The sequence below is a fragment of the Methylibium sp. genome (assembly GCF_965279545.1).
In the GTDB taxonomy this organism is placed as follows: domain Bacteria; phylum Pseudomonadota; class Gammaproteobacteria; order Burkholderiales; family Burkholderiaceae_C; genus Methylibium.
On the sequence record NZ_OZ257250.1, the window covers coordinates 619,679 to 641,094 of the forward strand.

Below are 21,416 nucleotides of genomic sequence, written 5' to 3' on the forward strand. Positions count from 1 at the left end.
GAGTCCAGTTGCCAAGGTCGTGTCAGAGCTTGAAGCGGCGCTTGAGATAGACCTCCAGCGCCTGCGATTCCTCGGCGCTGAGCGTCACGCCTTTTCTGTTGCTCAACAGCTCGCGCGCCATACCGGAGTCCAGGCTCTTGCCCGCCATTGGGCAACCGCTGCACGCCAGCTTGGCGGAGTAGACGCCCTTGCCGGTGTTGTAGGCGGCGGCGTCGCCGGTTTCGGCCGCTCCCCCGCTGTCAGAGCCTGAGGCCAAGGCAAGGCCAGTCGTCAGCGCCAGCAACGCGGCGGATGCAGTTGATCTAAAACTCTTTCGATTCATGAACAGCTCCTTCTGTGGGGTGAGATAAGACGAGATGAGAGACAGGGTGCCGTGGTCGCGTTCGTTCGCGCCACCAAAGGCGGGTGATCATTCCGAGGATGCCGATGCCTGCACCGAGCACGCCGCGCAGCGTGCCGCTGATCTTTGAGGCGCCGGCGCTGCGCGCATGCCACTGCACGGGAAGTTGGGCCACCCGCAGCCCGAGGCCGTGGGCGCGCACCTGCATTTCCACCGTCCAGCCGAAGCCGCGGTCTTGCATGTCGAGCGCATCGAAAGTGGCGCGGCGAATGGCACGGTACGGGCCTAGGTCGGTGGCCGGCATGCGCCACAGCCACCGCATCAGCGCGCACGCCAGCGCGTTGCCAAACCGCTGCGGTGGGCTCATCGCCCCTGCGTCCGGACTCTGCCGAAGGCCAATCACCAGGTCGGCGCTGTTTTCGAGGGCAGCGAGCAGCGCGAAGGCGTCCTGCGGGTCAGCTGCACCGTCACCATCAACAAAAAGCAGCACGTCGCCATCGCTCGCCTGCACCGCGGCCCAGCAGGCCTGGCCGTATCCGGGCTGCGGAACTTCGATCACTCGGGCACCAGCATCGCGCGCTACCTGGCCGGTGGCATCGGTCGAGCCGTTATCGGCGACTACCACCTCAAAGATCAGCACCTGCTGGTCCTGCGTGCGCAACCGCAGCAGGCTGCGAATGATCGCATCAAGGCACAAGGCCTCGTCGCGGGCCGGAATGATCGCACTGACACGCAAGCGTGGCGCCTTGTGCGACTTGGCAAGCGGTGGGTCGGCTGGCTCACGCGAAGCCACCGGGTGATGGAAGATTGCCATGCCAGCCAGTAGACGCGAGCGAGCTTTTCAATACATCACGGAAGTCTCAACGTTTCCTCATCAATGCCTGTGCAGCGGAGTCCTTGCGGCATCGAAGCCAATGTACCGGCCATGCTCGACATTCACTTGGTGATGGACGACTACGGTACGCACAAGACGCCGAGCATCAAGAACTGGCTCGCCCGGCATCCCCGCTTCCAGGTCCACTTCACACCGACTTCCGCGTCGTGGCTGAACCAGGTCGAGCGGTGGTTCGCCACGTTGACTCAGAAGTACATCCGCCGAGGCACCCATCGCTCTGCGCGACAACTGGAGCAGGCGATCCGGCACTACATCAAGGTCAATAACAACGACCTAAAACCGTTCGTCTGGTCCAAGACCGCCGACGACATCCTCGGGAGTATCGAGAGATTTTGTCTGCGAACTTTTAACTCATGACACTAGAGTGATCGCAGGGCCTACAAAGCGATGGTCAGCGAAGCCAACCAGGTGTTTCTCACTACATCCCGTCCGAATAGAGGGAAAAGTGGAGGATTCGGATCAGGCCGGGATCTCGGAAGCGTTGTCTGGCGCGGGTTGCAGCCCGATTTGCGACCATATGTGATGTAGTTGCCGGCAGTCGCCGGTAGCCGTCTGAACAGCCCCAGTGCATTGATTTGCCTGGGGCTTCTTGTTGCCCATCGTCGCCGGTTGATCAAATGGTCTGCCGTCGTCGACAAACCTGCGCTGACTCGCAGGCTCCAGGTCCCGATCGGTCTGCGCGGTTCCCGCGACGCGGATCAGGAACAGGCTTTACCGTGGTTGGCGTGGTTTCCGGCGGCCTTGGCCGCCGCTTCGGTCATGTACTCGCCCTGCTTGGTCTTGCCGTAGTACTTGGCGCCCGGGCAGTGATAGACCTTCGTGCCGCTGTTGACCCAGACCTGGCCCGGACCGCCGCCAGCCGCCGGAGCGGCCGCGGTCTTCGTGGGGGCGGCTGCAGGGGCGAGCGGTTTGCTCGCAGCTGCCGTTGCGACAGGCGCGGTGGCTGGGGCCGGGGCGGTAGCGGAGGCTGGTGCGCCGCCGTACCAGTCTTTCACTCCCTTGTGGCCGGAGCAGGCGCCCTTCTTCGTGTCGTGGGAGGTGTAGGAGCCATCCTTGCACAGGCCGGTCGAGCCGGCCTGTGCCGCCGCAGGTGCCTGTGCCAGGGCGGAGATCGACGCAACGAGGCCGGCGGCCAGCGCGAGGGAAGCGACAGCGAATTTCATCGTTCTTTTTCCAGTGGGGGGTGAGGAATCCTGGCGCGCCGACAGGGCTCAACCCCGATGGTTCTGCGCCATCTTGGCCAGGGCGATCGTGAGCGCGGCGCTGCCCAGGGTCTTGATCAGCCCGGGATGCTCGGCGTAGAAGCCGCTCATCTTGTCGATGATCCCCGGGCTGTGCTGTTCGGCATGGTCGGCAATTTGCCGGACCTGTTCGGGCGTGAGCCTGGACGCCTGTTCCGGCGTGATGGCGGCCGGCGCGCCGCCGCCCTGCGTCAACTGACCGAGGAGGCCGCTCAGCGCGCCGCCACCGGCGCCGCTCGCCAGCGAGGCCAGCACGGCCGGCCCCATGCTGCTCAGGAGCTGATTGAGCATGCCGGCCTGCTGGCTGGGATTGGACTGGCCGAACAACTGCGCTGCCATCTGCGCAAAGGGGGGCGTCTGGTCGGAATGGAACATGGCCGCCAGCCCCTGGCTCAACAGGTCGGGCGGGGCGTTCTGCGCGACCTGCGCAAAGTGGTCGGGCGCGTTGGCGGCCGTGCCTGCGCCGACGAACTGGGACAGCAGGCTGCCGAGATCGAAACCCATGGTGTGCTCCTTGAAGAGGGAAAGCCGAGCCCGGGGCTGACGCAAAGGCAACCGACCGCCCCGCTGTTCTCAGCTTATCGCCTGAGCATGTCGGGAGGCTGTTGTGGCAGCTCTGTTGTTCCTTGGTGCGGTTGGGGGTTTGGACCCGGCGGGGCTTCGCGCAACGCCCCGAAGCTGCACACTCTGCCTGGTCGGTACCGGATCATGGGGAAGCACGATGCCACGAAGAATTGCCGCTCTCTGTCTTGTCTTTGCGCTGGCCGCCGGCGGCCTGGTCAGCGCGGGCCATGCTGCCGCGCCGCAGCAGAAGACCCAGGCGCCCGGCTACTACCGGATGATGCTGGGCGATTTCGAGGTGACCGCCTTGTCCGACGGCACCGTGGACTTGCCCGTCGACAAGCTGCTGAGCGGCGCCAAACCAGGCCAGGTGCAGCGCGCGTTGCAACGCGCCTATCTCGGCGTGCCGGTCGAGACCTCGGTCAATGCCTACCTGATCAATACCGGGTCCCGGTTGATCCTCATCGACACGGGCGCCGCGGGCCTGTTCGGCCCGACGCTGGGCAAGCTGCTGGGCCATCTGAAAGCAGCCGGCTACCAGCCCGAGCAGATCGACGAGGTCTGTATCACCCACCTGCATCCCGATCACGTCGGTGGCCTGCTCGCACAGGGCGAGGCGGCGTTCCCGAACGCGACGGTTCGCTTCGACCAGCGTGAGGCCGATTACTGGCTCAGCAACGAACAGATGGCCAAGGCGCCCGACGAGACGAAAGGCTTCTTCGTGCGCGCGATGGAGGCCGTCAAACCCTATCGGGACGCCGGCCGCCTGCAGCCTTTCTCAGGCAGTACGGAGCTGGCGCCCGGCGTGCGTGCGCTTGCCGCACCCGGCCACACGCCGGGCCACACGTTCTACATCATCGAGAGCAAGGCTCAGAAGCTCGTCGTCTGGGGTGACCTGATGCACGTGGCCGCGGTGCAGTTTCCCGACCCGTCGGTCGTCATCAAGTTCGACGTCGACTCCAAGCTCGCGTTGCCACAGCGCCGCAAGGCTTTTGCCGAAGCGGCCAGGGAGGGCTACTACGTCGCCCTCGCGCATGTGGCGTTTCCCGGCATCGGCCGGCTGCGCGCCGACGGCAAAGGCTACGTCTGGGTGCCGGTCAACTACAGCACCAAACCCTGAGCCTGCTTCCTGACGCATCCCCCTTCATGATCTGAGCGGGGGTATTCGATGGGCGGCGGGCGGGGTCAACCGCCCGGCGCATCGTATTCCGGCGCCGGGGCCGGCGTCAGACGCCGCAGGTAGCGCACCACCGACTCGGCCCGCGGCCCCACCTGCTGGACCGCCCGTCGCAGCTGGGTGTGATCGACATCCAGCACCCTGCACCAGTAGGCAACATCGACGTCACGCAGCAGGTCGATGCGTGCGGACGACGCGATGGAAGACGCGTTTGCTTCGGCTGCCATTGCAGTCTCCTTCGGAGCGATGACGCTGATTATGTGACTGTCATCCGCCGCGTGGAATTCCCGCCGGCGGCCAACGCCGGTCCGGCTGCAGCCATGGGATCGTTCGACGCCCGCGGCCGGCCGGCGGATGTGCGGCTGGAAACGGTCGCTATTCCAAGGGTTTACCCTTTATTTTTCGGCAGACCATATCCCCAGGCAGTGCGCTGTGCCTGCCGGAACAAACTCTCGAAGAAAGTCCCGACCATGCGCGACAACCAGCCCGTGACCCAGCGCGGGTACGAATTCCCCGACGACGCGACGCTGATGTCGACCACCGACACCCAGAGCCACGTCACCTACGCCAACGCCGCCTTCATCGACGTCAGCGGCTTCAGTCGGGAGGAGGTGCAAGGGCAGCCGCACAATCTGGTGCGCCATCCCGACATGCCCAAGGAAGCGTTCGCCGACATGTGGAACACGCTCAAGGGTGGCGAGCCCTGGACCGCGCTGGTGAAGAACCGTCGCAAGAACGGCGACCACTACTGGGTGCGCGCGAACGCGACACCGGTGGTCCGCAACGGCCAGCCCGCGGGCTACATGTCGGTGCGAACCAAGGCCTCGCGCGAGGAGATCGCTGCCACCGAAGCCCTGTACCGCGACTTCCGCGAAGGCAAGGCCGGCAACCGCAAGTTCCACAAGGGGCTGATCCTGCGCACCGGACTGGCCGGCTGGACCTCGGCGTTGCAGACGATGTCGGTCCGCTGGCGTCTGCGCCTGACGCTGCTGACGCTGGCGCCGGCGATGGTCGCCGGCGCCTGGGCGCTCGGCCTGACGGGCGCTGCGCTCGGCACTTTTTCCGCGGTTGCCGCCGCGCTGTCGCTGCTGGCGGCGTGGTGGCTGGAATCGCAGATCTCGCGTCCGCTCGAGCAACTGCTGCAGCAGGCGCTGCGTGTGGCCTCCGGCGAAAGCCAGAAGGCCGTCCACATGAACCGGGTCGACGAGATCGGTATGACGCTGCGAACGATCAGTCAGCTCGGCCTGATGTTTCGCTGGCTCATCGATGACGTGAGCCAGCAGGTGATGACGGTGCAAACGGCCGTGACCGAGATCGCCCAGGGCAATCACGACCTCAGCTCGCGCACCGAGCAGGCAGCGTCGAGCGTTCAGGAAACCGCCTCGTCGATGGAGCAGATGACCGCGACAGTGAAGAACAATGCCGACACCGCGATGCAGGCGAACCAGCTCTCCAGCTCCGCCAGCGCAGCCGCGACGCGCGGCGGCAGTGCGGTGGCGGACGTGGTCTCGACCATGGGCGATATCACCAGCAGCTCGAAGAAGATTGCCGACATCATCGGCGTCATTGACGGGCTGGCCTTCCAGACGAACATCCTGGCGCTCAACGCGGCGGTGGAAGCGGCCCGTGCCGGCGAACAAGGCCGGGGATTTGCCGTGGTTGCCAGCGAGGTGCGCAGCCTGGCCCAGCGCAGCGCCGAAGCGGCCAAGGAAATCAAGATGCTGATCGGCGCCAGCGTCGAGAAGGTGGAAACGGGCGCCAAGCTCGTCGACGATGCCGGCAAGACGATGGACGACATCGTGGCGCAGGTGCGGCGCGTGTCGGACCTCATCGGCGAGATCAGCTCGGCCACCAATGAGCAGAGCAGCGGCATCGCTCAGGTCGGTACCGCCATCGGTCACCTCGATCAGATCACGCAGCAGAACGCGGCGCTGGTCGAGCAGAGCGCTGCAGCGTCGCTGAGCCTGCAGCAGCAGGCCCAGCGGCTGGTCGAGGCCGTGAGCGTGTTCCGCTAGGGCGCGGGTGCCGCGGCGGGTCAGCTGCGGTCGAAGTAGATCCCGGCGCAAAGCGCCAGACCCACGATGTAGAGCAGCCAGGTGGCCGAGACGGCGTACGGATAGGCCATCAGCGCGACGCCCAACCAGAGCCTCGTGCGGTGCCCGCTCTTGCGGCCGCTGCGGAAAGCGGCGAGGCCGATCAGGCCGAACACGATGGCGCCGAAGAGGTAGGCCGGGCCGGGCAGCTCGAGGCCGAGCGACTGCAGCGAGGAAAGCGTGTCCATGGGGCGCAGTGTGCCTGCCCGTGACGCCGCTCGCCGGTCGCGGCGGCAGCGTCCACGTCAAGCCGGGGGAAGCGGCCGGGCTCCAACTGCACCGGCCGAAGGACGAGACCCGAGCGCTCACCGTCGCCTCGTCGGCCGCGCCTCCATTCGCCCTCGACCTGCGACCGGGTCGGCCCGCCTCGGGGAGACCGGCGGCCGCAAGTCACACCCCGGCGCCGTTCGCACGCCTTGCCCCTCGGTGCAGGGGGCACCCGGAAGGCTGGCATCTGCAATGCTTACGCAGTGGGGACGCCCACAAGTGGCACCGCGATGGAAGGAGAGACGAATGGCATTCTTCAGGCCCAAACACCGCTCGACCCCGGCTCCGGTCCCGGTGCAGGAGGCCGAGCACGCCGCAATCGATCCCCGGGACGGCGGCACGGAGGCGGCGCAGGCAAGCAACTGGCTGGCGTCCTCATTCGATCTGCGGCAGGGGCTGGAGGTGTCGGAGAGTCCGCTCGATGCCCTGTCCGGAGACTTGCTGGCCGAACTCCAGGAGGCGGCGCATCTCCGCAGCGGCCATCGGCGCCCGGGCTGAACCGCAGCGGTGCGAAGGGCTCCTCCGCGGTGCACGGAAATGCTTGATTTCGATTCGACCGGTGCAGCGCGGGAGGCTGCGGCGCGGACCGCCGGCATCGGGGAAGCCGCTCGCCCCGGGGTCGGCCGGCGCTTCGCCCGACGGGTTCAGCGTTCGGCGGTGGCTGGCTGCGCGGCCACCAGGACGGCAACCGAACCATCCAGCGGCGCGATGTTGTGCGCCAGCTTGCCCTTCGGGCCATCGACCAGATCGAAGCTGACCCGTGCACCCTGTTTCAGGGTCCGGAAGCCGTCCATCAGAATGGCCGAAAAGTGCGCAAACACGTCTTCTCCACCACCTTCGGGCTCGATGAAGCCGAAACCCTTGGCATCGTTGAACCACTTGACCGTGCCATTGACCATGGACCGCCCCCAACCTGGACGATCGATTTTGAGCAGCGCTAGGGGGGCTGTCAAGACAGCGCCGGCCGTGACGGAGGAACGGGGATCGACAAAGAATGGGCGCCGACCTGCGCAAGGGGACTTGTCTTCAGTCTCTGTGGTGTCATATTGACCCGCATGAGAGTCGCCCGCGTCCTCTCGATAGAATCATTTCCATGCCTGACGACAAACCTCTGTCACCGACCCCGAAGCCGCCGGCTGCGAAGCCGGACGACGGGCAGGGCGCGGTCGTCGTCGAGAGGCAGACGGCACGCGTCGAGCCGCCCCGGATGTACCAGGTGGTGCTGCTCAACGACGACTACACGCCGATGGAGTTCGTCGTGATGGTCCTGCAGGAATTCTTCTTGCGGGATCTCGAGACGGCGACGCAAATCATGCTCAGAATCCACCATGAGGGTCGGGGCGTGTGCGGCGTCTACACGAAAGATGTCGCCTCGACCAAGGTCGAGTCGGTGCTCGCTGCCGCGAAGCGGTCGGGGCACCCGTTGCAATGCACTATGGAGGCCGCATGATTGCGCAAGAACTGGAAGTCAGCCTGCACATGGCGTTCGTCGAAGCGCGCCAGCAGCGTCACGAATTCATCACCGTCGAGCACCTGCTGCTCGCCTTGCTCGACAACCCCTCTGCGGCGGAGGTGCTGCGCGCCTGCTCGGCCAACGTCGACGACCTGCGCAAGAGCCTGACGCAGTTCATCAAGGAGAACACGCCGACCGTGGGTGGCTCCGACGAGGTCGACACGCAGCCGACGCTGGGATTCCAGCGCGTGATCCAGCGCGCGATCATGCACGTGCAGTCCACCGGCTCCGGCAAGAAGGAAGTGACCGGTGCGAACGTGCTGGTCGCGATCTTCGGCGAGAAGGACTCGCACGCGGTCTACTACCTGCACCAGCAGGGCGTCACCCGTCTGGACGTGGTGAACTTCATCGCCCACGGCATCAAGAAGTCCGAACCGCCCGAGCCCGCGAAGGGCAGCGAGGGCAGCAGCGGTGAAGGCGAGAAGGAAGAGGCCGGCGAGGGCAAGGGCTCACCGCTGGATCAGTTCACGCAGAACCTCAACCAGCTCGCGCGCGACGGCAAGATCGATCCGCTGATCGGTCGCGAGCACGAGGTCGAGCGCGTGATCCAGGTGCTGTGCCGCCGGCGCAAGAACAACCCATTGCTGGTCGGCGAGGCGGGTGTCGGCAAGACCGCGATCGCCGAGGGCCTGGCTTGGCGCATCACGGAGAACGACGTGCCCGAGATCCTGGCCGACGCCACCGTGTACTCGCTGGACATGGGCGCGCTGCTGGCCGGCACCAAGTACCGCGGCGACTTCGAGCAGCGGCTGAAAGGTGTGCTGAAGGCGCTCAAGGACCAGCCGCACGCGGTGTTGTTCATCGACGAGATCCACACCCTGATCGGTGCCGGTGCGGCATCGGGTGGCACGCTGGATGCAAGCAACCTGCTGAAGCCGGCGCTCGGCTCGGGCCAGCTCAAGTGCATCGGCGCGACCACCTTCACCGAGTACCGCGGCATCTTCGAGAAGGACGCGGCGCTCTCGAGGCGCTTCCAGAAGGTCGACGTGGTCGAGCCGTCGGTGGAGCAGACGATCGAGATCCTCAAGGGCCTGAAGTCGCGCTTCGAGGAGCACCACAGCGTGAAGTACGCGCTCGGTGCCCTGCAGGCCGCGGCCGAGCTGTCGGCCAAGTTCATCAACGACCGCCACCTGCCCGACAAGGCGATCGACGTGATCGACGAGGCCGGCGCAGCGCAGCGCATCCTGCCCAAGAGCAAGCAGAAGAAGACCATCACCCGCGCCGAGGTCGAGGACATCGTCGCGAAGATCGCGCGCATTCCGCCGCAGAGCGTCAGCAACGACGACCGCGGCAAGCTGAAGAACCTCGACCGCGACCTCAAGAGCGTGGTGTTCGGCCAGGACCCGGCGCTCGAAGCGCTGGCGTCGGCCATCAAGATGGCGCGCTCGGGCCTGGGCAAGCCGGACAAGCCGATCGGCTCCTTCCTGTTCAGCGGCCCCACCGGCGTCGGCAAGACCGAGGCGGCGAAGCAGCTGGCCTTCATCCTCGGCATCGAGCTGGTGCGCTTCGACATGTCCGAGTACATGGAGCGCCACACGGTGAGCCGCCTGATCGGCGCGCCGCCGGGCTATGTCGGTTTCGACCAGGGCGGCCTGCTGACCGAGGCGATCACGAAGAAACCGCACTGCGTGCTGCTGCTCGACGAGATCGAGAAGGCGCACCCGGATGTCTTCAACGTGCTGCTGCAGGTCATGGACCACGGTACGTTGACCGACAACAACGGGCGCAAGGCCGACTTCCGCAACGTGATCATCATCATGACCACCAACGCGGGCGCCGAGACGATGAACAAGTCGACCATCGGCTTCACGAACTCGCGCGAGGCGGGCGACGAGATGGCCGACATCAAGCGCCTGTTCACGCCGGAGTTCCGCAACCGGCTCGACGCGATCGTGAGCTTCAAGGCGCTGGACGAGGAGATCATCCTGCGGGTGGTCGACAAGTTCCTGCTGCAGCTCGAGAGCCAGCTGGCCGAGAAGAAGGTCGACGTGACCTTCAGCGACGCGTTGCGCAAGCACCTGGCGAAGAAGGGCTTCGATCCGCTGATGGGCGCGCGGCCGATGCAGCGGCTCATCCAGGACACCATCCGTCGGGCCCTCGCCGACGAGCTGCTGTTCGGTCAGCTGGTCGATGGCGGGCGCCTGTCGGTCGACATCGATGCCGACGGTCAGCCGGTGCTCGACATCACGCCGTGGAAGAAGAGCGACAAGCCCAAGGCCGAGCCGGCAACCGCCGACTGACGGGGTTCACGCCGCTGCGGCATACGGGGAGCTTCGGCTCCCCGTTTGTTTTTTGCGACCGGCGTCAGGCGCGGGCGGCCGGGTCCTGCCGGAAATAGCCGCAGAACAACTCGTACAGCGCCGGGTGCTCCTCGCGCAGTTCGTGCGGCGCGACGAAGAAGGCCTCGGCGGCCACCGGAAAGAACTCCTCGATCGCCTCGGCACCATAGGGGTCGAGGAAGGGCTCGCGGCCGGCGTCGAGTGCCTGGCACAGGCGCTGGTAGGCGGCTTCCAGCACCTGCAGCCAGTGGGCGCGCGCCTTGCGGTCGGGCAGCGGCGGCACGCCATCGGCCAGCCCGTCGGCCATGTCGAGCACGTGCACGAACTCGTGGATCACGACGTTGTAGCCGCGCTCGGCGGTGACGCCGGCCTCGGCCACGTCGCGCCACGACAGCATCACCGGCCCACCCTCCATGGCCTCGCCCGTCAGCACTTCCTCGTAGCGGTGCACCACGCCGTGCTCGTCGGTGTGTTCGCGCTGCGCGACCACCTCGTCGGGATGCACCACGATGCCGACGAAGCCGTCGTAGGCCGCCAGGCCGAGCTCGAGCACCGGCAGGCAGGCCTGGGCGGCGATCGCCACCGCGATCTCGTCGCTCAGCGCCAGGCCGCCGACCGTGGTGAACTCCTTGCGCGCGAGGAAAAGCGTTGCCATCGAATGCAGGCGTTCCCCCCCGGCGCCGTCCAGCGCCGCGAGAAAGGGATAGCGCTGCAGCGTCAGCTGCCACAGGCCGGCAGGAATGGCGCGCGTGCGCAGCGTGCGGGCCTCGCGCTGGCGGCGCCACCAGCGCGCGATCACGGTGTGGAGTCGAGGGCGGGGCCGCAGGACGGCGCCATCCGCTGCAGACCGTGGGCGCTGAACCGCAGCACGCCGGCGCGCACCGGGCTGCCGCCATCGTCGAGCTCCCAGTCGCTCAGCACGTGCCGCGTGAAGCCGGGCGCCAGCTCCTGTGTGGCCGGCCGGTGGGTGTGTCCGTGCACGAGCAGCGGCGTGCCGGCTGCGCGCATCCACTGCACCGTGGCGCCGGCATCGAGATCGGCCCAGGTCTCGGGCCGGCCGTCGCGCTGCTGGTGCTGCAGGCTCGCCGCGCGGATGTGGGCCGCCAGCGCGCGGCGCTCGGCCAGTGGCCGCGCCAGGAAGTCGCTGCGGGCCTGTTCGGTGCGCACGACCGCCCGGAAGCGCTGGTATTCGACATCCTCGAGGCACAGCGCATCGCCGTGCGTCAACAAGATCTGTTCACCGAAGGCGCGCAGCACGGTCGGGTCGGGCAGGGCCGTCACGCCGCATTCCTGCAGCAGCGCCGCGCCGACCAGGAAGTCGCGGTTGCCCGCCATGAAGGCCAGGCTGCGCCGGCCGGCCGCGTCCTTCAACACCTCGACGACCCGGTGCTCGAAGCCTTCGTGTCGCGCGTCGTCGCCGACCCACACCTCGAACAGGTCACCGAGGATGAACACCGCGTCCGCGGGCGTGTGGCGCAGGTGCTGCGCGAACGCTTCGAAGGTGCGCGGGTGGCTGGGCTGCAGGTGCAGGTCGGAGATGAAGTCGATCGCGCGCCACCCGGCGGGTGCCTCGAACGCCCCGAAGTGCGGCAGCGGCGCAGCGGACTGCGGCATCGCCATCGCCTCGGCAGGCTTCAGGCGATCTCGACCGCGCGCGTGATGACGATGTCCTCGAGCGGCACGTCGTCATGGCCGCCCTGGCGGCCGGTCTTGACGCGTTCGATCGCATCGACCACTTCGGTGCCGGTCACCACCTTGCCGAACACGGCATAGCCCCAGCCCTGCGGGCTCTCCGACTTGAAGTTCAGGAAGTCATTGTCGGTCGCGTTGATGAAGAACTGCGCCGTGGCCGAGTGCGGCGCGTTGGTGCGCGCCATCGCCAGCGTGTACTTGTCGTTCTTCAGCCCGTTGTTGGCTTCGTTGGCGATCGGCGCCTGCGTGGCCTTCTGCTTCAGCCCCGGCTCGAAGCCGCCGCACTGCAGCATGAAGCCCTTGATGACGCGGTGAAACACCGTGCCGTCGTAGTGGCCGGCCTTCACGTAGCCCAGGAAGTTGGCGACGGTGTTCGGCGCCTTCGCCTCGTCGAGTTCGGCGCGGATCACGCCGTGGTTGGTGTGCAGTTCGATGGTCTTGGTCATGTCATGGCTCCAGCGTGGCTTGTCTGATGAGCACCGGCGTCGCCGGCACGTTCTGGTGGGGACCCTTGGTGGTGGTGGGCATGCCCTTGATCCGGTCGACGACGGCCATGCCCTCGACGACCTTGCCGAACACCGCGTAGCCATTGCCGTCGGGCGCGTTCGCCGGGTCGAGGAAGGCGTTGTTGCCCAGGTTGATGAAGAACTGCGCCGTGGCCGAGTTCGGGTCCGAGGTGCGCGCCATCGCGACCGTGCCGCGCTCGTTGCGCAGGCCGCCGCGGTTCTCCAGCGCGATCGGCGCGCCCGTCTTCTTCTCCTTCATGTCCTTGTCGAAGCCGCCGCCCTGGATCATGAAGCCGTCGATCACGCGGTGGAAGACGGTGCCGTTGTAGTGGCCACTCTTGACGTAGGCGATGAAGTTGTCGACGGTCTTGGGCGCCTTGTCGTGGTCGAGCTGCAGCACGATGTCGCCTTCGCTCGTGCCGAGTCTGACCTTCTGCGCGGCCGCACCGAGTGGGGCGGCGAGCGCGGCCGCCAGCAGCGTGGCGGTGGCCCAGGTTCTCGAAATCATGCGTGGTCTCCCGAATGGAAAAGGCGGGTCCGGAACCCGCGCCGGCGCGTATTGTCCACCGATCGAAAGCCATGCCGCCGGCACGGGGGTGATCGCTATACTGCGGCGCTTCGATCGTCGGCATGAGGCCAGCACGTAGCGGGCCCGATCGATCCGTTCCGATGAGCCTGCGCATCCACAACACCCTCACCCGCTCGACCGAAGCGTTCATGCCGATCGAACCCGGTCGCGTGCGCATGTACGTGTGCGGCATGACGATCTACGACCTCTGCCATGTCGGCCACGCGCGCATGATGATGGCCTTCGACGTGGTGCAGCGCTGGCTCAAGGTGTCGGGCTACCGCGTCACCTACGTGCGCAACATCACCGACATCGATGACAAGATCATCAAGCGCGCCGTGGAGCGCGGCATCGCGATCCGGCAGCTCACCGACGAGATGGCCGCGGCGATGCACCAGGACATCGGTGCGCTCGGCATCGAGCCGCCGACGCACGAGCCCCGCGCGACCGAATACGTCGGCGCGATGGTCGGCCTGATCGAGCTGCTCGAGCGCAACGGCCTGGCCTACCGCGCCTCCGGCGGCGACGTGAACTTCTCGGTGCGCAAGTTCCCCGGCTACGGGCGGCTGTCCGGCAAGTCGATCGATGCGCTGCGCGCCGGCGAGCGCGTGGCCGTGCTCGAAGGCAAGGACGATCCGCTGGACTTCGTGCTGTGGAAGGCCGCCAAGCCCGAGGAGCCGGCCGACGCGAAGTACGACGCGCCGTTCGGCGCCGGCCGGCCGGGCTGGCACATCGAGTGCTCGGCGATGGCGCACGCGCTGCTCGGCGAGCACTTCGACATCCATGGCGGCGGCATGGACCTGCAGTTCCCGCACCACGAGAACGAGATCGCGCAGAGCGATGGCGCCTTCCATCTCGGCACCGGCACCTCGTTCGTCAACGTCTGGATGCACAACGGCTTCCTCAACGTCGACAACGAGAAGATGTCCAAGTCGCTGGGCAACTTCTTCACCATCCGCGACGTGCTCGAGCGCTACGACGGCGAGACGGTGCGCTTCTTCATGCTGCGGGTGCACTACCGCAGCCCCTTCAATTTCAGCGACGCCGGGCTCGACGATGCGCGCGGCGGCTTGCGCCGTCTCTACACGGCGCTCGAGGGCGCGGCGGCGGCGCCGTTCGAGATCGACTGGACCGACCCGCACGCGGCGCGCTTCAAGGCGGCGATGGACGACGACTTCAACACGCCGATCGCCGTGGCCGTGCTGTTCGACCTGGCCGGCGAGGTGAACCGCAGCCGCTCGACCCACAGCGCCGGCCTGCTGCGCGCGCTGGCCGGCACGCTGGGCCTGCTGCAGCAGCGGGCCGCCCAGTACCTGCAGGGCGGCAGCGGTGTCGACGAGGCGTACATCGACGCGCAGATCGCGGCGCGCGCCACGGCCAAGGCGGCCCGCAATTTCGCCGAGTCCGACCGCATCCGCGACACGCTCGCGGCGCAGGGCATCGTGCTGAAAGACACGCCGGCCGGCACCACCTGGGTGAAGGCCTGAGCCTTCCCCACCCACCAGCGCACGCACCATGTCGCCCCGCGGCCCCGGCCTCGTCACGCCCGACTACTGGGACGACGCCTGCAAGCACCTTGCAAAGCGCGACCGCGTGATGCGCAAGCTGATTCCGCAGCTCGGCGAGGCCAGGCTGCAGAGCCGCGGAGACGCGTTCACGACGCTGGCGCGCTCCATCGTCGGTCAGCAGATCTCGGTGGCGGCGGCGCAGGCGGTGTGGGAGCGCTTCGCCGCGCTGCTCGAGAGTGGCTCCCCGGTGCACGTGCGTCCGGCCGCCGTGCTGGCGGCCGAGGGCGGTGCATTGCGCGGCGCTGGCCTGTCGGCGCGCAAGATCGAGTACCTGCGCGATCTCGCCGGGCACTTCGATGCCGGCACGGTGCACGTCAGGGACTGGACCACGATGGACGATGAGTCCATCATCGACGAATTGGTGGCCATCCGCGGCATCGGCCGTTGGACGGCCGAGATGTTCCTGATCTTCCACCTGATGCGACCGAACGTACTGCCGCTCGACGACCTCGGGCTGCTCAAGGGCATCAGCCAGCATTACTTCAGCGGCGAGCCGGTATCGCGCAACGAGGCGCGCGAAGTCGGCGATGCCTGGGCGCCGTACCGCTCGGTCGCCACCTGGTACCTGTGGCGCAGCCTGAACCCGCGGGTAGCGTACTGAAGCAGCGGAGCATTCCGGCAGCGAAGAATTCCGCGACAATGCGCCCACCTTTCCCGAGAAAGGATCGTTTGGGATGAGCAAGAAACATTTCCTCGAGTTCGAGCAGCCGATCGCCGACCTCGAAACCAAGATCGACGAGCTGCGCTACGTGCAGAGCGAGTCGGCGGTCGACATCTCCGAGGAGATCGACCGCCTCTCGAAGAAGAGCCTGCAGCTCACCAAGGACATCTACTCGAGCCTCACGCCGTGGCAGGTGACGCAGATCGCGCGCCATCCGCAGCGGCCCTACACGCTCGACTACGTGAACCACGTCTTCACCGACTTCCAGGAGCTGCACGGCGACCGCGCCTTCGCCGACGATCAGAGCATCATCGGCGGCCTCGCGCGCTTCAACGGCCAGGCCTGCATGGTGCTGGGCCACCAGAAAGGCCGTGACACCAAGGAGCGCGCGCTGCGCAACTTCGGCATGAGCCGGCCCGAGGGCTACCGCAAGGCCTTGCGCCTGATGACGCTGGCGCAGAAGTTCGGCCTGCCGCTGTTCACCTTCGTCGACACCCCGGGGGCCTACCCGGGCATCGGCGCCGAGGAGCGCGGCCAGTCCGAAGCCATCGGTCACAACATCTTCGCGATGGCCCAACTCGAGGTGCCCATCATCGCCACCATCATCGGCGAAGGAGGGTCCGGCGGCGCGCTCGCCATCGGCGTGGGCGATCAGGTGCTGATGCTGCAGTACTCGGTCTACTCCGTGATCTCGCCCGAGGGTTGCGCGTCCATCCTGTGGAAGACCGCGGAGCGCGCGGCCGATGCGGCCGAGGCGATGGGCATCACGGCGCACCGCCTCAAGGCGCTGGGCCTGATCGACAAGATCGTCAGCGAGCCGGTCGGGGGCGCGCACCGCGACCCGGCGCAGATGGCGGTCTACCTCAAGCGCGCGCTGGGCGACGCACTGCGCCAGGTCGCCGACCTGAAGCCCCGCGAGCTGCTGAACCAGCGCTATGAGCGGCTCAAGAGCTACGGCCGCTTCACCGACACCAAGGAGCGCTAGGCCGCCCGCCAGCGCCCCGAAGGCGAGTTCGCGCGCCCTCGCCGTGGCCTACAGCGGCGGACGCGACTCGACCGCGCTGCTGCACGCGACCCTCGTCGCCGCCCACGGCACGGGTATCGTGGTGCACGCGCTGCACGTGCACCACGGCCTCAGCGCCTTCGCCGACGACTGGCTGGCACGCTGCGAAGCGCAGTGCCGGCGCTGGGCGCGGCGTGGGCTGCCGGTCGTTTTCCATGCGATCCGTCTGCAGCTGACGCCGGCACCCGGCGACAGCATCGAGGCCGTTGCGCGCACGGCGCGCTACGCCGCGCTGCGGCGGCTGGCCTTGCAGCAAGGGGCCGACCTGGTGCTGCTGGCCCACCACCGCCGCGACCAGGCCGAGACCCTGTTGCTGCAGGCGCTGCGCGGTGCCGGCGTGGCCGGGCTGGCCGGCATGCCGGCCGTGGTCGAGCGCGACGGCATCACCTGGGCGCGCCCCTGGCTCGCGCAGCCGCGCGAGGCCATCGAGGCCTATGTGCAGCGCCACCGCCTGACGCATGTCGAGGACGACAGCAACGCCGCCCCGCGCTTCGCGCGCAACCGCTTGCGCCTGCAGGTGTGGCCGGCGTTGCAGGCGGCCTTTGCGCAGGCCGAGAGCACGCTGGCCGATGCCGCCCGCTGGGCGCAGCAGGCCAGCGCCTGTGTCGCCGATCTCGCGGCGCTGGATCTCGCCGGGTGTGTGGAAGGCGGCGTCCTGCATCTCGCGCCGTGGCAGCAGCTGGCGCCGCACCGTGCCGTGCAGGTCTTGCGGCTGTGGCTGCGGCGGGCCGGTGCCAACGGCGTCGGCGCGGCCGAGCTCGACCGCCTGATGGTCGAGCTTGGCCGCGCGGCCCCGGCGCGCTGGCCGCTGCGCAGCGGCGAGCTGCGGCGCTACCGGGGCGAGCTGCGTTTCGTGGTGACGCCGGCACCGCTGCCGGCCGGGGCCCCGCGCGAGACCACGCTCTCGGTCCGCCGGGGCGGGCGCTACCGGCTGGTCGGCTGGGGCGGCATGCTGGTGGCCGAGCGGGTGCGCGAAGGCGGCGTTGCGCTCGCCCAGCTGCGCGGCCTGACCCTGCTGCCGCGCAGCGGCGGCGAGCAGTTCCAGGGCGAGCCCGGCCGGCCGGCGCGCAGCCTCAAGAAGCAGTACCAGGCCGCCGCCGTGCCGGCTTGGGCGCGCGGCGGGCCACTGCTGTACAGCGACGGGCGGCTGGTGTTCGTGCCGGGGCTGGGCATCGACGCCAGGGCGCTCGCGCCGCGCGGCGAGCCGCAGCTGCGGCTCGCGTGGGAGCCCTTGTCCCCGGGCTGACGGCGCAGGCAGCAGCAGCGAGGACAGGGCGCCGGCCGGCTAAAATGCCCGGTTCGCGGCGCAGGGCACCCCGCCTACCGACTTTCCCGCCGCGACTTCCTCTCATGGCACTGATCGTTCACAAGTACGGCGGCACGTCGATGGGCTCGACCGAGCGCATCCGCAATGTCGCCAAGCGCGTCGCCAAATGGGCCCGCGCCGGCCACCAGATGGTGGTCGTGCCCTCGGCGATGAGCGGCGAGACCAACCGCCTGCTCGGGCTGGCCAAGGAGCTGTCGCCCGAGGCGCATTCCGCGTCGCTGGCGCGCGAACTCGACATGATCGCCGCCACCGGCGAGCAGGTGTCCGTCGGGCTGCTGGCCATCGCGCTGCAGGCCGAGGGCCTGCAAGCCGTCAGCTACACCGGCTGGCAGGTGCCGGTGCGCACCGACAGCGCTTACACCAAGGCGCGCATCGAAAGCATCGACGACGCGCGCGTGCGCGCCGACCTCGCGGCCGGCAAGGTGGTGGTGATCACCGGCTTCCAGGGCATCGACGGCGAGGGCCACGTCACCACGCTCGGCCGCGGCGGCTCGGACACGTCGGCGGTGGCGGTGGCGGCGGCCATGAAGGCGGCCGAGTGCCTGATCTACACCGACGTCGACGGCGTCTACACCACCGACCCGCGCGTCGTGCCCGAGGCGCGGCGGCTGCTGGCGATCAGCTTCGAGGAAATGCTCGAGATGGCAAGCCTGGGCTCCAAGGTGCTGCAGATCCGCTCGGTTGAGTTCGCAGGCAAGTACCGCGTGCCGCTGCGCGTGCTGTCGAGCTTCACGCCCTGGGACATCCCGCTCGACGAGGAAGCGAAGTCCGGCACCCTGATCACCTTTGAGGAAGACGAGAACATGGAACAAGCTGTCGTGTCGGGCATCGCCTTCAACCGCGACGAGGCGAAGATCACCGTGATGGGCGTGCCCGACAAGCCGGGCATCGCCTTCCAGATCCTGGGGCCGGTGGCCGAGGCGAACATTGACGTCGATGTGATCATCCAGAATGTCTCGCACGACGGCCGAACCGACTTCTCGTTCACCGTGCACCGCAACGACTACGCGCGCACGATGGAGTTGCTGAAGGGCTCGGTGCAGCCGGTGATCAACGCCGCGCAGGTGCTGGGCGACCCGAAGATCTGCAAGGTCAGCATCGTCGGCATCGGCATGCGCAGCCACGTGGGCGTGGCCAGCCGCATGTTCCGCGTGCTGTCGGAGGAGGGCATCAACATCCAGATGATCTCCACCTCCGAGATCAAGACCAGCGTCGTGATCGACGAGAAGTACATGGAACTCGCGGTGCGCGCGCTGCACAAGGCCTTCGATCTGGACGCGAACGGCGCACCGCCTGCGGCATAATCCACCCCGGACTGGAGTCGTGACCGAGAGGCCGAAGGTGCTCCCCTGCTAAGGGAGTATGTGAGCTAAAACTTGCATCGAGGGTTCGAATCCCTCCGACTCCGCCAGAGATATGTTCGGCATAGTTCGCCAAACGCCGCAGAAAGCCCCGCTAGCCCAGTGCTACCGGGGCTTTTTCGTAGCCGGGCATTCGCCGTTGCACTTTGCAGCCGGATCCGAGCGAGGGCACACCACGACGCATTCACGGGGTGCGTTGCCCTTCACACAAGCGAACAGCCCGCCTACGGCTGAACCGATAGCGGGCTGTGGTCATGCTGCGGCAGCGCACGAGGCGCTGATGGGCCTCTGTTGGCTGGTGAAGACCCCGCGGCCTTGCGTGTCGAGATGACGGCATCAGTCTATGCCTCTTCTCAGGCAGCAAGGTCCAAAGCGATAGGGCGAGAGGGACAAGCGAGCAGCGCTCCTCACCGCCGCGTCAACGCGACGCGACGTAAGATCAATGCCTCCACCATGCGTCCGACCCTGCTTCGCCCTCCCTTGCCGCGCGGTCTCGCGTGGCTGCTCTGGCTGGCGCTCCTGCTGCCGGTGATGCAGTCCGCGGCCGTGAGCCACGGCTTGTCGCATGTGGCTCGGGCTGCGGCCGCTCAACACGGCGACCAGCAGGCCCCGCACGAGGGCTATTGCCAGCTGTGCCTGGCTGCGGCCACGGTGGGCGGCGGTGTGCTGCCCGGCGGGGCGCCGCTCGCACTGCCCCTGGCCTTGGGCCATGCACTGCCCCGGGCGGTGGTCAGCCACGTCTGGTTCGCGTTCCTCACACCGGCCTATCGCAGCCGCGCGCCTCCCTCCGGTTCGCACTGATCGTTGCCCCTGGTGCCCGCCTCGCGGCCAGCTGCGGGTGGGCGCCGTTCGACGTCCTTGCCCGGAGCGAGATTCCATGCACAAGCTTTTGCCGGCGGGCCTCGTGCTCGCCTTGGCCGCGCCATTGAGCGCGCTGGCCGACACGCCTTCCGACATCCGTGCCCTGCGGCAGGAGATCGACGCGATGCGCGCCGCCTACGAGGCCCGCCTTCAGTCGCTCGAACAGCGGCTGGAGGCGGCCGAAGCCGCCGCCGCTGCGTCGCCCTCCACGGCTTCGGTCCCGGCCTCGGCCGCAGCGCAGGCGGGTGCACCGCCGTTGCAGGCGCCCGAGCCGGCCGCACCGCCGGCCGTTGCGGCCACCGCGCCGGGAGGCGCCAATGCCTTCAACCCGTCGATGTCGCTGATCCTCTCGGGCCTGTACACCCGCACGTCGCAGGACCCGGCGTCCTACGCGATCACCGGCTTCCAGCTGCCCACCGGTGCCGAGGCCGGCCCCGGCACGCGCGGGCTCAGCCTCGCCGAGTCGGAACTCGGCTTCGCCGCCAGCATCGACCCCTGGCTGCGCGGCGCAGCCAACATTGCGCTGCACCCGGACGACACCGTCTCGGTCGAGGAGGCCTACATCCAGACCACCTCGCTCGGCAACGGCCTGTCGCTGAAGGCCGGACGCTTCTTCTCCGGTGTGGGCTATCTCAACCCGCAGCATGCCCACACCTGGGACTTCGTCGACAACCCGCTCGCCTACCAGGCCTTGCTCGGCACGCAGTACGGCGATGACGGGGTGCAGCTGGCCTGGCTCGCGCCGATCGACCAGTACGTCGAGCTGGGCGCCGAGATCGGCCGCGGCCGCAGCTTCCCCGGCAGCGACAGCGCCCGCAACGGCGCCGGGATGACGGCGCTCACCGCCCACACCGGCGGCGACGTAGGCGTCAGCCACAGCTGGCGCGCGGGCCTGTCGATTCTGAACGCGAAGGCCAGCGACCAGAGCCTCGTCGCGACCAACGCCGCCGGCCAGACGGTGACCAACGCCTTCAGCGGCAGCACGCGCGTGTGGGTCGCCGATGCGGTCTGGAAGTGGGCGCCCAACGGCAACGCCACGCGCACCAGCTTCAAGCTGCAGGGTGAATACCTGCGCAGCACGCGCAGCGGCAGCCTGGTCTACGACGTGGGCAATGCCGACAGCACCGGGCTCTACCGGGTCGTGCAGTCGGGCTGGTACGTGCAGGGCGTCTACCAGTTCATGCCGAGCTGGCGTGTCGGCCTGCGCACCGAGCGGCTGGACCCCGGCACACCCGACTACGGGCTGAACTCGGCGTCGTTCGCCAGCACCGGTTTCCACCCCCGAAAGAACTCGCTGATGCTCGACTTCAGCCCGAGCGAGTTCTCGCGCGTGCGCCTGCAGCTGGCGCAGGACCGCTCGCGCGAGGGCGTCAGCGACAAGCAGGTATTCCTCCAGTACCAGATGAGCCTGGGCGCGCATGGTGCGCACAGCTACTGATTCAA

Annotated in this window: 23 protein-coding genes, 1 tRNA gene and 1 pseudogene; 14 read left to right on the plus strand and 11 right to left on the minus strand. The window is 67.9% G+C overall.

The features are described 5' to 3' along the window. Positions 1–22: 22 nt before the first annotated feature. Both ACQY9S_RS02900 and ACQY9S_RS02905 read right to left on the minus strand, forming a co-directional pair. Entirely contained in the window at positions 23–322 is a 300-nt protein-coding gene (locus ACQY9S_RS02900; protein ID WP_428423074.1) for a hypothetical protein, read from the minus strand. Next, on the minus strand, positions 303–1,154 hold the full coding sequence (locus ACQY9S_RS02905; RefSeq protein ID WP_428423075.1) for a glycosyltransferase family 2 protein: 852 nt from the start codon (positions 1,152–1,154) through the stop codon (positions 303–305). The genes ACQY9S_RS02900 and ACQY9S_RS02905 overlap by 20 nt, the downstream gene beginning before the upstream one ends. Before the next feature lie 90 nt (positions 1,155–1,244). Here ACQY9S_RS02905 and ACQY9S_RS02910 point away from each other — a divergent pair. Beyond that, a pseudogene (locus ACQY9S_RS02910) lies at positions 1,245–1,592 on the plus strand (transposase); the annotation flags it as partial. A 341-nt stretch (positions 1,593–1,933) separates the two neighbouring features. Here ACQY9S_RS02910 and ACQY9S_RS02915 read toward each other — a convergent pair. Then, the gene (locus ACQY9S_RS02915; RefSeq protein ID WP_428423076.1) at positions 1,934–2,398 is read right to left on the minus strand and encodes a DUF3761 domain-containing protein; all 465 of its coding nucleotides are present in this window, start codon (positions 2,396–2,398) and stop codon (positions 1,934–1,936) included. Between the two features lie 48 nt (positions 2,399–2,446). Then, on the minus strand, positions 2,447–2,980 hold the full coding sequence (locus ACQY9S_RS02920) for a hypothetical protein (RefSeq protein WP_428423077.1): 534 nt from the start codon (positions 2,978–2,980) through the stop codon (positions 2,447–2,449). Between the two features lie 217 nt (positions 2,981–3,197). On the opposite strand from ACQY9S_RS02920, the gene ACQY9S_RS02925 reads away from it, so the two are divergent. Beyond that, positions 3,198–4,157 (plus strand): MBL fold metallo-hydrolase, encoded by a 960-nt coding sequence (locus ACQY9S_RS02925; protein WP_428425565.1) that lies wholly within the window; start codon positions 3,198–3,200, stop codon positions 4,155–4,157. A gap of 65 nt (positions 4,158–4,222) precedes the next feature. Here the strand turns inward: ACQY9S_RS02925 and ACQY9S_RS02930 are convergent, their stop codons facing one another. Then, positions 4,223–4,441 (minus strand): DUF3606 domain-containing protein, encoded by a 219-nt coding sequence (locus tag ACQY9S_RS02930; RefSeq protein WP_428423078.1) that lies wholly within the window; start codon positions 4,439–4,441, stop codon positions 4,223–4,225. Between the two features lie 243 nt (positions 4,442–4,684). On the opposite strand from ACQY9S_RS02930, the gene ACQY9S_RS02935 reads away from it, so the two are divergent. Further along, complete coding sequence (locus ACQY9S_RS02935) at positions 4,685–6,229, plus strand: methyl-accepting chemotaxis protein (RefSeq protein WP_428425567.1); 1,545 nt, start codon at positions 4,685–4,687, stop codon at positions 6,227–6,229. Positions 6,230–6,249: 20 nt separating this feature from the next. On the opposite strand, the gene ACQY9S_RS02940 is transcribed toward ACQY9S_RS02935, so the two are convergent. Next, complete coding sequence (locus tag ACQY9S_RS02940) at positions 6,250–6,495, minus strand: hypothetical protein (RefSeq protein WP_428423079.1); 246 nt, start codon at positions 6,493–6,495, stop codon at positions 6,250–6,252. Between the two features lie 325 nt (positions 6,496–6,820). Between ACQY9S_RS02940 and ACQY9S_RS02945 the strand changes: the two genes are divergently transcribed. Further along, positions 6,821–7,072: a hypothetical protein gene (locus ACQY9S_RS02945; RefSeq protein ID WP_428423080.1), complete on the plus strand. Its 252-nt coding sequence runs from the start codon at positions 6,821–6,823 to the stop codon at positions 7,070–7,072. A 146-nt stretch (positions 7,073–7,218) separates the two neighbouring features. Here ACQY9S_RS02945 and ACQY9S_RS02950 read toward each other — a convergent pair whose 3' ends face one another. Beyond that, a complete protein-coding gene (locus ACQY9S_RS02950) occupies positions 7,219–7,473 on the minus strand; it encodes a cold-shock protein (protein ID WP_428423081.1) in 255 nt (84 codons plus the stop codon). A gap of 194 nt (positions 7,474–7,667) precedes the next feature. Between ACQY9S_RS02950 and clpS the strand changes: the two genes are divergently transcribed. Then, positions 7,668–8,024: an ATP-dependent Clp protease adapter ClpS gene (gene clpS, locus ACQY9S_RS02955; RefSeq protein WP_428423082.1), complete on the plus strand. Its 357-nt coding sequence runs from the start codon at positions 7,668–7,670 to the stop codon at positions 8,022–8,024. Next, positions 8,021–10,327: an ATP-dependent Clp protease ATP-binding subunit ClpA gene (gene clpA / locus ACQY9S_RS02960; protein ID WP_428423083.1), complete on the plus strand. Its 2,307-nt coding sequence runs from the start codon at positions 8,021–8,023 to the stop codon at positions 10,325–10,327. Before clpS ends, clpA begins: the two co-directional genes overlap by 4 nt. 64 nt (positions 10,328–10,391) lie before the next feature. Here clpA and ACQY9S_RS02965 read toward each other — a convergent pair whose 3' ends face one another. From ACQY9S_RS02965 to ACQY9S_RS02980, 4 genes are read right to left on the minus strand one after another with little or no spacing between them, the layout of a single operon-like run. Continuing rightward, positions 10,392–11,165 (minus strand): zinc-dependent peptidase, encoded by a 774-nt coding sequence (locus ACQY9S_RS02965; protein ID WP_428423084.1) that lies wholly within the window; start codon positions 11,163–11,165, stop codon positions 10,392–10,394. Beyond that, positions 11,162–11,986 (minus strand): UDP-2,3-diacylglucosamine diphosphatase, encoded by an 825-nt coding sequence (locus tag ACQY9S_RS02970; RefSeq protein ID WP_428423085.1) that lies wholly within the window; start codon positions 11,984–11,986, stop codon positions 11,162–11,164. The genes ACQY9S_RS02965 and ACQY9S_RS02970 overlap by 4 nt, the downstream gene beginning before the upstream one ends. Positions 11,987–12,000: 14 nt before the next feature. Beyond that, complete coding sequence (locus tag ACQY9S_RS02975) at positions 12,001–12,504, minus strand: peptidylprolyl isomerase (RefSeq protein ID WP_428423086.1); 504 nt, start codon at positions 12,502–12,504, stop codon at positions 12,001–12,003. A 1-nt stretch (position 12,505) separates the two neighbouring features. Continuing rightward, positions 12,506–13,072: a peptidylprolyl isomerase gene (locus tag ACQY9S_RS02980; RefSeq protein ID WP_428423087.1), complete on the minus strand. Its 567-nt coding sequence runs from the start codon at positions 13,070–13,072 to the stop codon at positions 12,506–12,508. 161 nt (positions 13,073–13,233) lie between these two features. Here ACQY9S_RS02980 and cysS point away from each other — a divergent pair, with 161 nt between their 5' ends. The 8 genes from cysS to ACQY9S_RS03020 all read left to right on the plus strand — a co-directional run bounded on the left by cysS (position 13,234) and on the right by ACQY9S_RS03020 (position 21,411). Beyond that, entirely contained in the window at positions 13,234–14,619 is a 1,386-nt protein-coding gene (cysS, locus tag ACQY9S_RS02985) for a cysteine--tRNA ligase (protein WP_428423088.1), read from the plus strand. Between the two features lie 28 nt (positions 14,620–14,647). Further along, positions 14,648–15,301 (plus strand): DNA-3-methyladenine glycosylase family protein, encoded by a 654-nt coding sequence (locus ACQY9S_RS02990; protein ID WP_428423089.1) that lies wholly within the window; start codon positions 14,648–14,650, stop codon positions 15,299–15,301. 73 nt (positions 15,302–15,374) lie between these two features. Next, on the plus strand, positions 15,375–16,346 hold the full coding sequence (locus tag ACQY9S_RS02995; protein WP_428423090.1) for an acetyl-CoA carboxylase carboxyltransferase subunit alpha: 972 nt from the start codon (positions 15,375–15,377) through the stop codon (positions 16,344–16,346). Positions 16,347–16,389: 43 nt separating this feature from the next. Beyond that, positions 16,390–17,670, plus strand: coding sequence for a tRNA lysidine(34) synthetase TilS (tilS, locus tag ACQY9S_RS03000; RefSeq protein ID WP_428423091.1), 1,281 nt, complete (start codon positions 16,390–16,392; stop codon positions 17,668–17,670). Between the two features lie 104 nt (positions 17,671–17,774). Next, positions 17,775–19,055, plus strand: a complete 1,281-nt coding sequence (locus tag ACQY9S_RS03005; RefSeq protein WP_428423092.1) for an aspartate kinase — start codon at positions 17,775–17,777, stop codon at positions 19,053–19,055. A gap of 13 nt (positions 19,056–19,068) precedes the next feature. Beyond that, positions 19,069–19,162, plus strand: a tRNA-Ser gene (locus ACQY9S_RS03010). A 403-nt stretch (positions 19,163–19,565) separates the two neighbouring features. Further along, positions 19,566–19,913 carry a hypothetical protein gene (locus ACQY9S_RS03015; RefSeq protein WP_428423093.1) on the plus strand — a complete coding sequence of 116 codons (348 nt, stop codon included), beginning with the start codon at positions 19,566–19,568 and terminating at the stop codon, positions 19,911–19,913. Positions 19,914–19,989: 76 nt separating this feature from the next. Beyond that, positions 19,990–21,411 carry a hypothetical protein gene (locus ACQY9S_RS03020; protein WP_428423094.1) on the plus strand — a complete coding sequence of 474 codons (1,422 nt, stop codon included), beginning with the start codon at positions 19,990–19,992 and terminating at the stop codon, positions 21,409–21,411. Positions 21,412–21,416 lie beyond the last annotated feature (5 nt).

Excerpts from the sequence above, each read along its gene's own strand:
- ACQY9S_RS02925 (WP_428425565.1), top strand. The coding sequence starts at position 3,198 with ATGCCACGAAGAATTGCCGCTCTCTGTCTTGTCTTTGCGCTGGCCGCC.
- ACQY9S_RS02900 (WP_428423074.1), bottom strand. The coding sequence starts at position 322 with ATGAATCGAAAGAGTTTTAGATCAACTGCATCCGCCGCGTTGCTGGCG.
- clpS (WP_428423082.1), top strand. The coding sequence starts at position 7,668 with ATGCCTGACGACAAACCTCTGTCACCGACCCCGAAGCCGCCGGCTGCG.
- clpA (WP_428423083.1), top strand. The coding sequence starts at position 8,021 with ATGATTGCGCAAGAACTGGAAGTCAGCCTGCACATGGCGTTCGTCGAA.
- ACQY9S_RS03005 (WP_428423092.1), top strand. The coding sequence starts at position 17,775 with ATGGCACTGATCGTTCACAAGTACGGCGGCACGTCGATGGGCTCGACC.
- ACQY9S_RS02995 (WP_428423090.1), top strand. The coding sequence starts at position 15,375 with ATGAGCAAGAAACATTTCCTCGAGTTCGAGCAGCCGATCGCCGACCTC.
- ACQY9S_RS02905 (WP_428423075.1), bottom strand. The coding sequence starts at position 1,154 with ATGGCAATCTTCCATCACCCGGTGGCTTCGCGTGAGCCAGCCGACCCA.
- ACQY9S_RS02930 (WP_428423078.1), bottom strand. The coding sequence starts at position 4,441 with ATGGCAGCCGAAGCAAACGCGTCTTCCATCGCGTCGTCCGCACGCATC.
- ACQY9S_RS03020 (WP_428423094.1), top strand. The coding sequence starts at position 19,990 with ATGCACAAGCTTTTGCCGGCGGGCCTCGTGCTCGCCTTGGCCGCGCCA.
- ACQY9S_RS03015 (WP_428423093.1), top strand. The coding sequence starts at position 19,566 with ATGCGTCCGACCCTGCTTCGCCCTCCCTTGCCGCGCGGTCTCGCGTGG.
- ACQY9S_RS02950 (WP_428423081.1), bottom strand. The coding sequence starts at position 7,473 with ATGGTCAATGGCACGGTCAAGTGGTTCAACGATGCCAAGGGTTTCGGC.
- ACQY9S_RS02935 (WP_428425567.1), top strand. The coding sequence starts at position 4,685 with ATGCGCGACAACCAGCCCGTGACCCAGCGCGGGTACGAATTCCCCGAC.
- ACQY9S_RS02940 (WP_428423079.1), bottom strand. The coding sequence starts at position 6,495 with ATGGACACGCTTTCCTCGCTGCAGTCGCTCGGCCTCGAGCTGCCCGGC.
- cysS (WP_428423088.1), top strand. The coding sequence starts at position 13,234 with ATGAGCCTGCGCATCCACAACACCCTCACCCGCTCGACCGAAGCGTTC.
- ACQY9S_RS02990 (WP_428423089.1), top strand. The coding sequence starts at position 14,648 with ATGTCGCCCCGCGGCCCCGGCCTCGTCACGCCCGACTACTGGGACGAC.
- ACQY9S_RS02970 (WP_428423085.1), bottom strand. The coding sequence starts at position 11,986 with ATGGCGATGCCGCAGTCCGCTGCGCCGCTGCCGCACTTCGGGGCGTTC.
- ACQY9S_RS02945 (WP_428423080.1), top strand. The coding sequence starts at position 6,821 with ATGGCATTCTTCAGGCCCAAACACCGCTCGACCCCGGCTCCGGTCCCG.
- ACQY9S_RS02975 (WP_428423086.1), bottom strand. The coding sequence starts at position 12,504 with ATGACCAAGACCATCGAACTGCACACCAACCACGGCGTGATCCGCGCC.
- ACQY9S_RS02980 (WP_428423087.1), bottom strand. The coding sequence starts at position 13,072 with ATGATTTCGAGAACCTGGGCCACCGCCACGCTGCTGGCGGCCGCGCTC.
- ACQY9S_RS02920 (WP_428423077.1), bottom strand. The coding sequence starts at position 2,980 with ATGGGTTTCGATCTCGGCAGCCTGCTGTCCCAGTTCGTCGGCGCAGGC.
- ACQY9S_RS02915 (WP_428423076.1), bottom strand. The coding sequence starts at position 2,398 with ATGAAATTCGCTGTCGCTTCCCTCGCGCTGGCCGCCGGCCTCGTTGCG.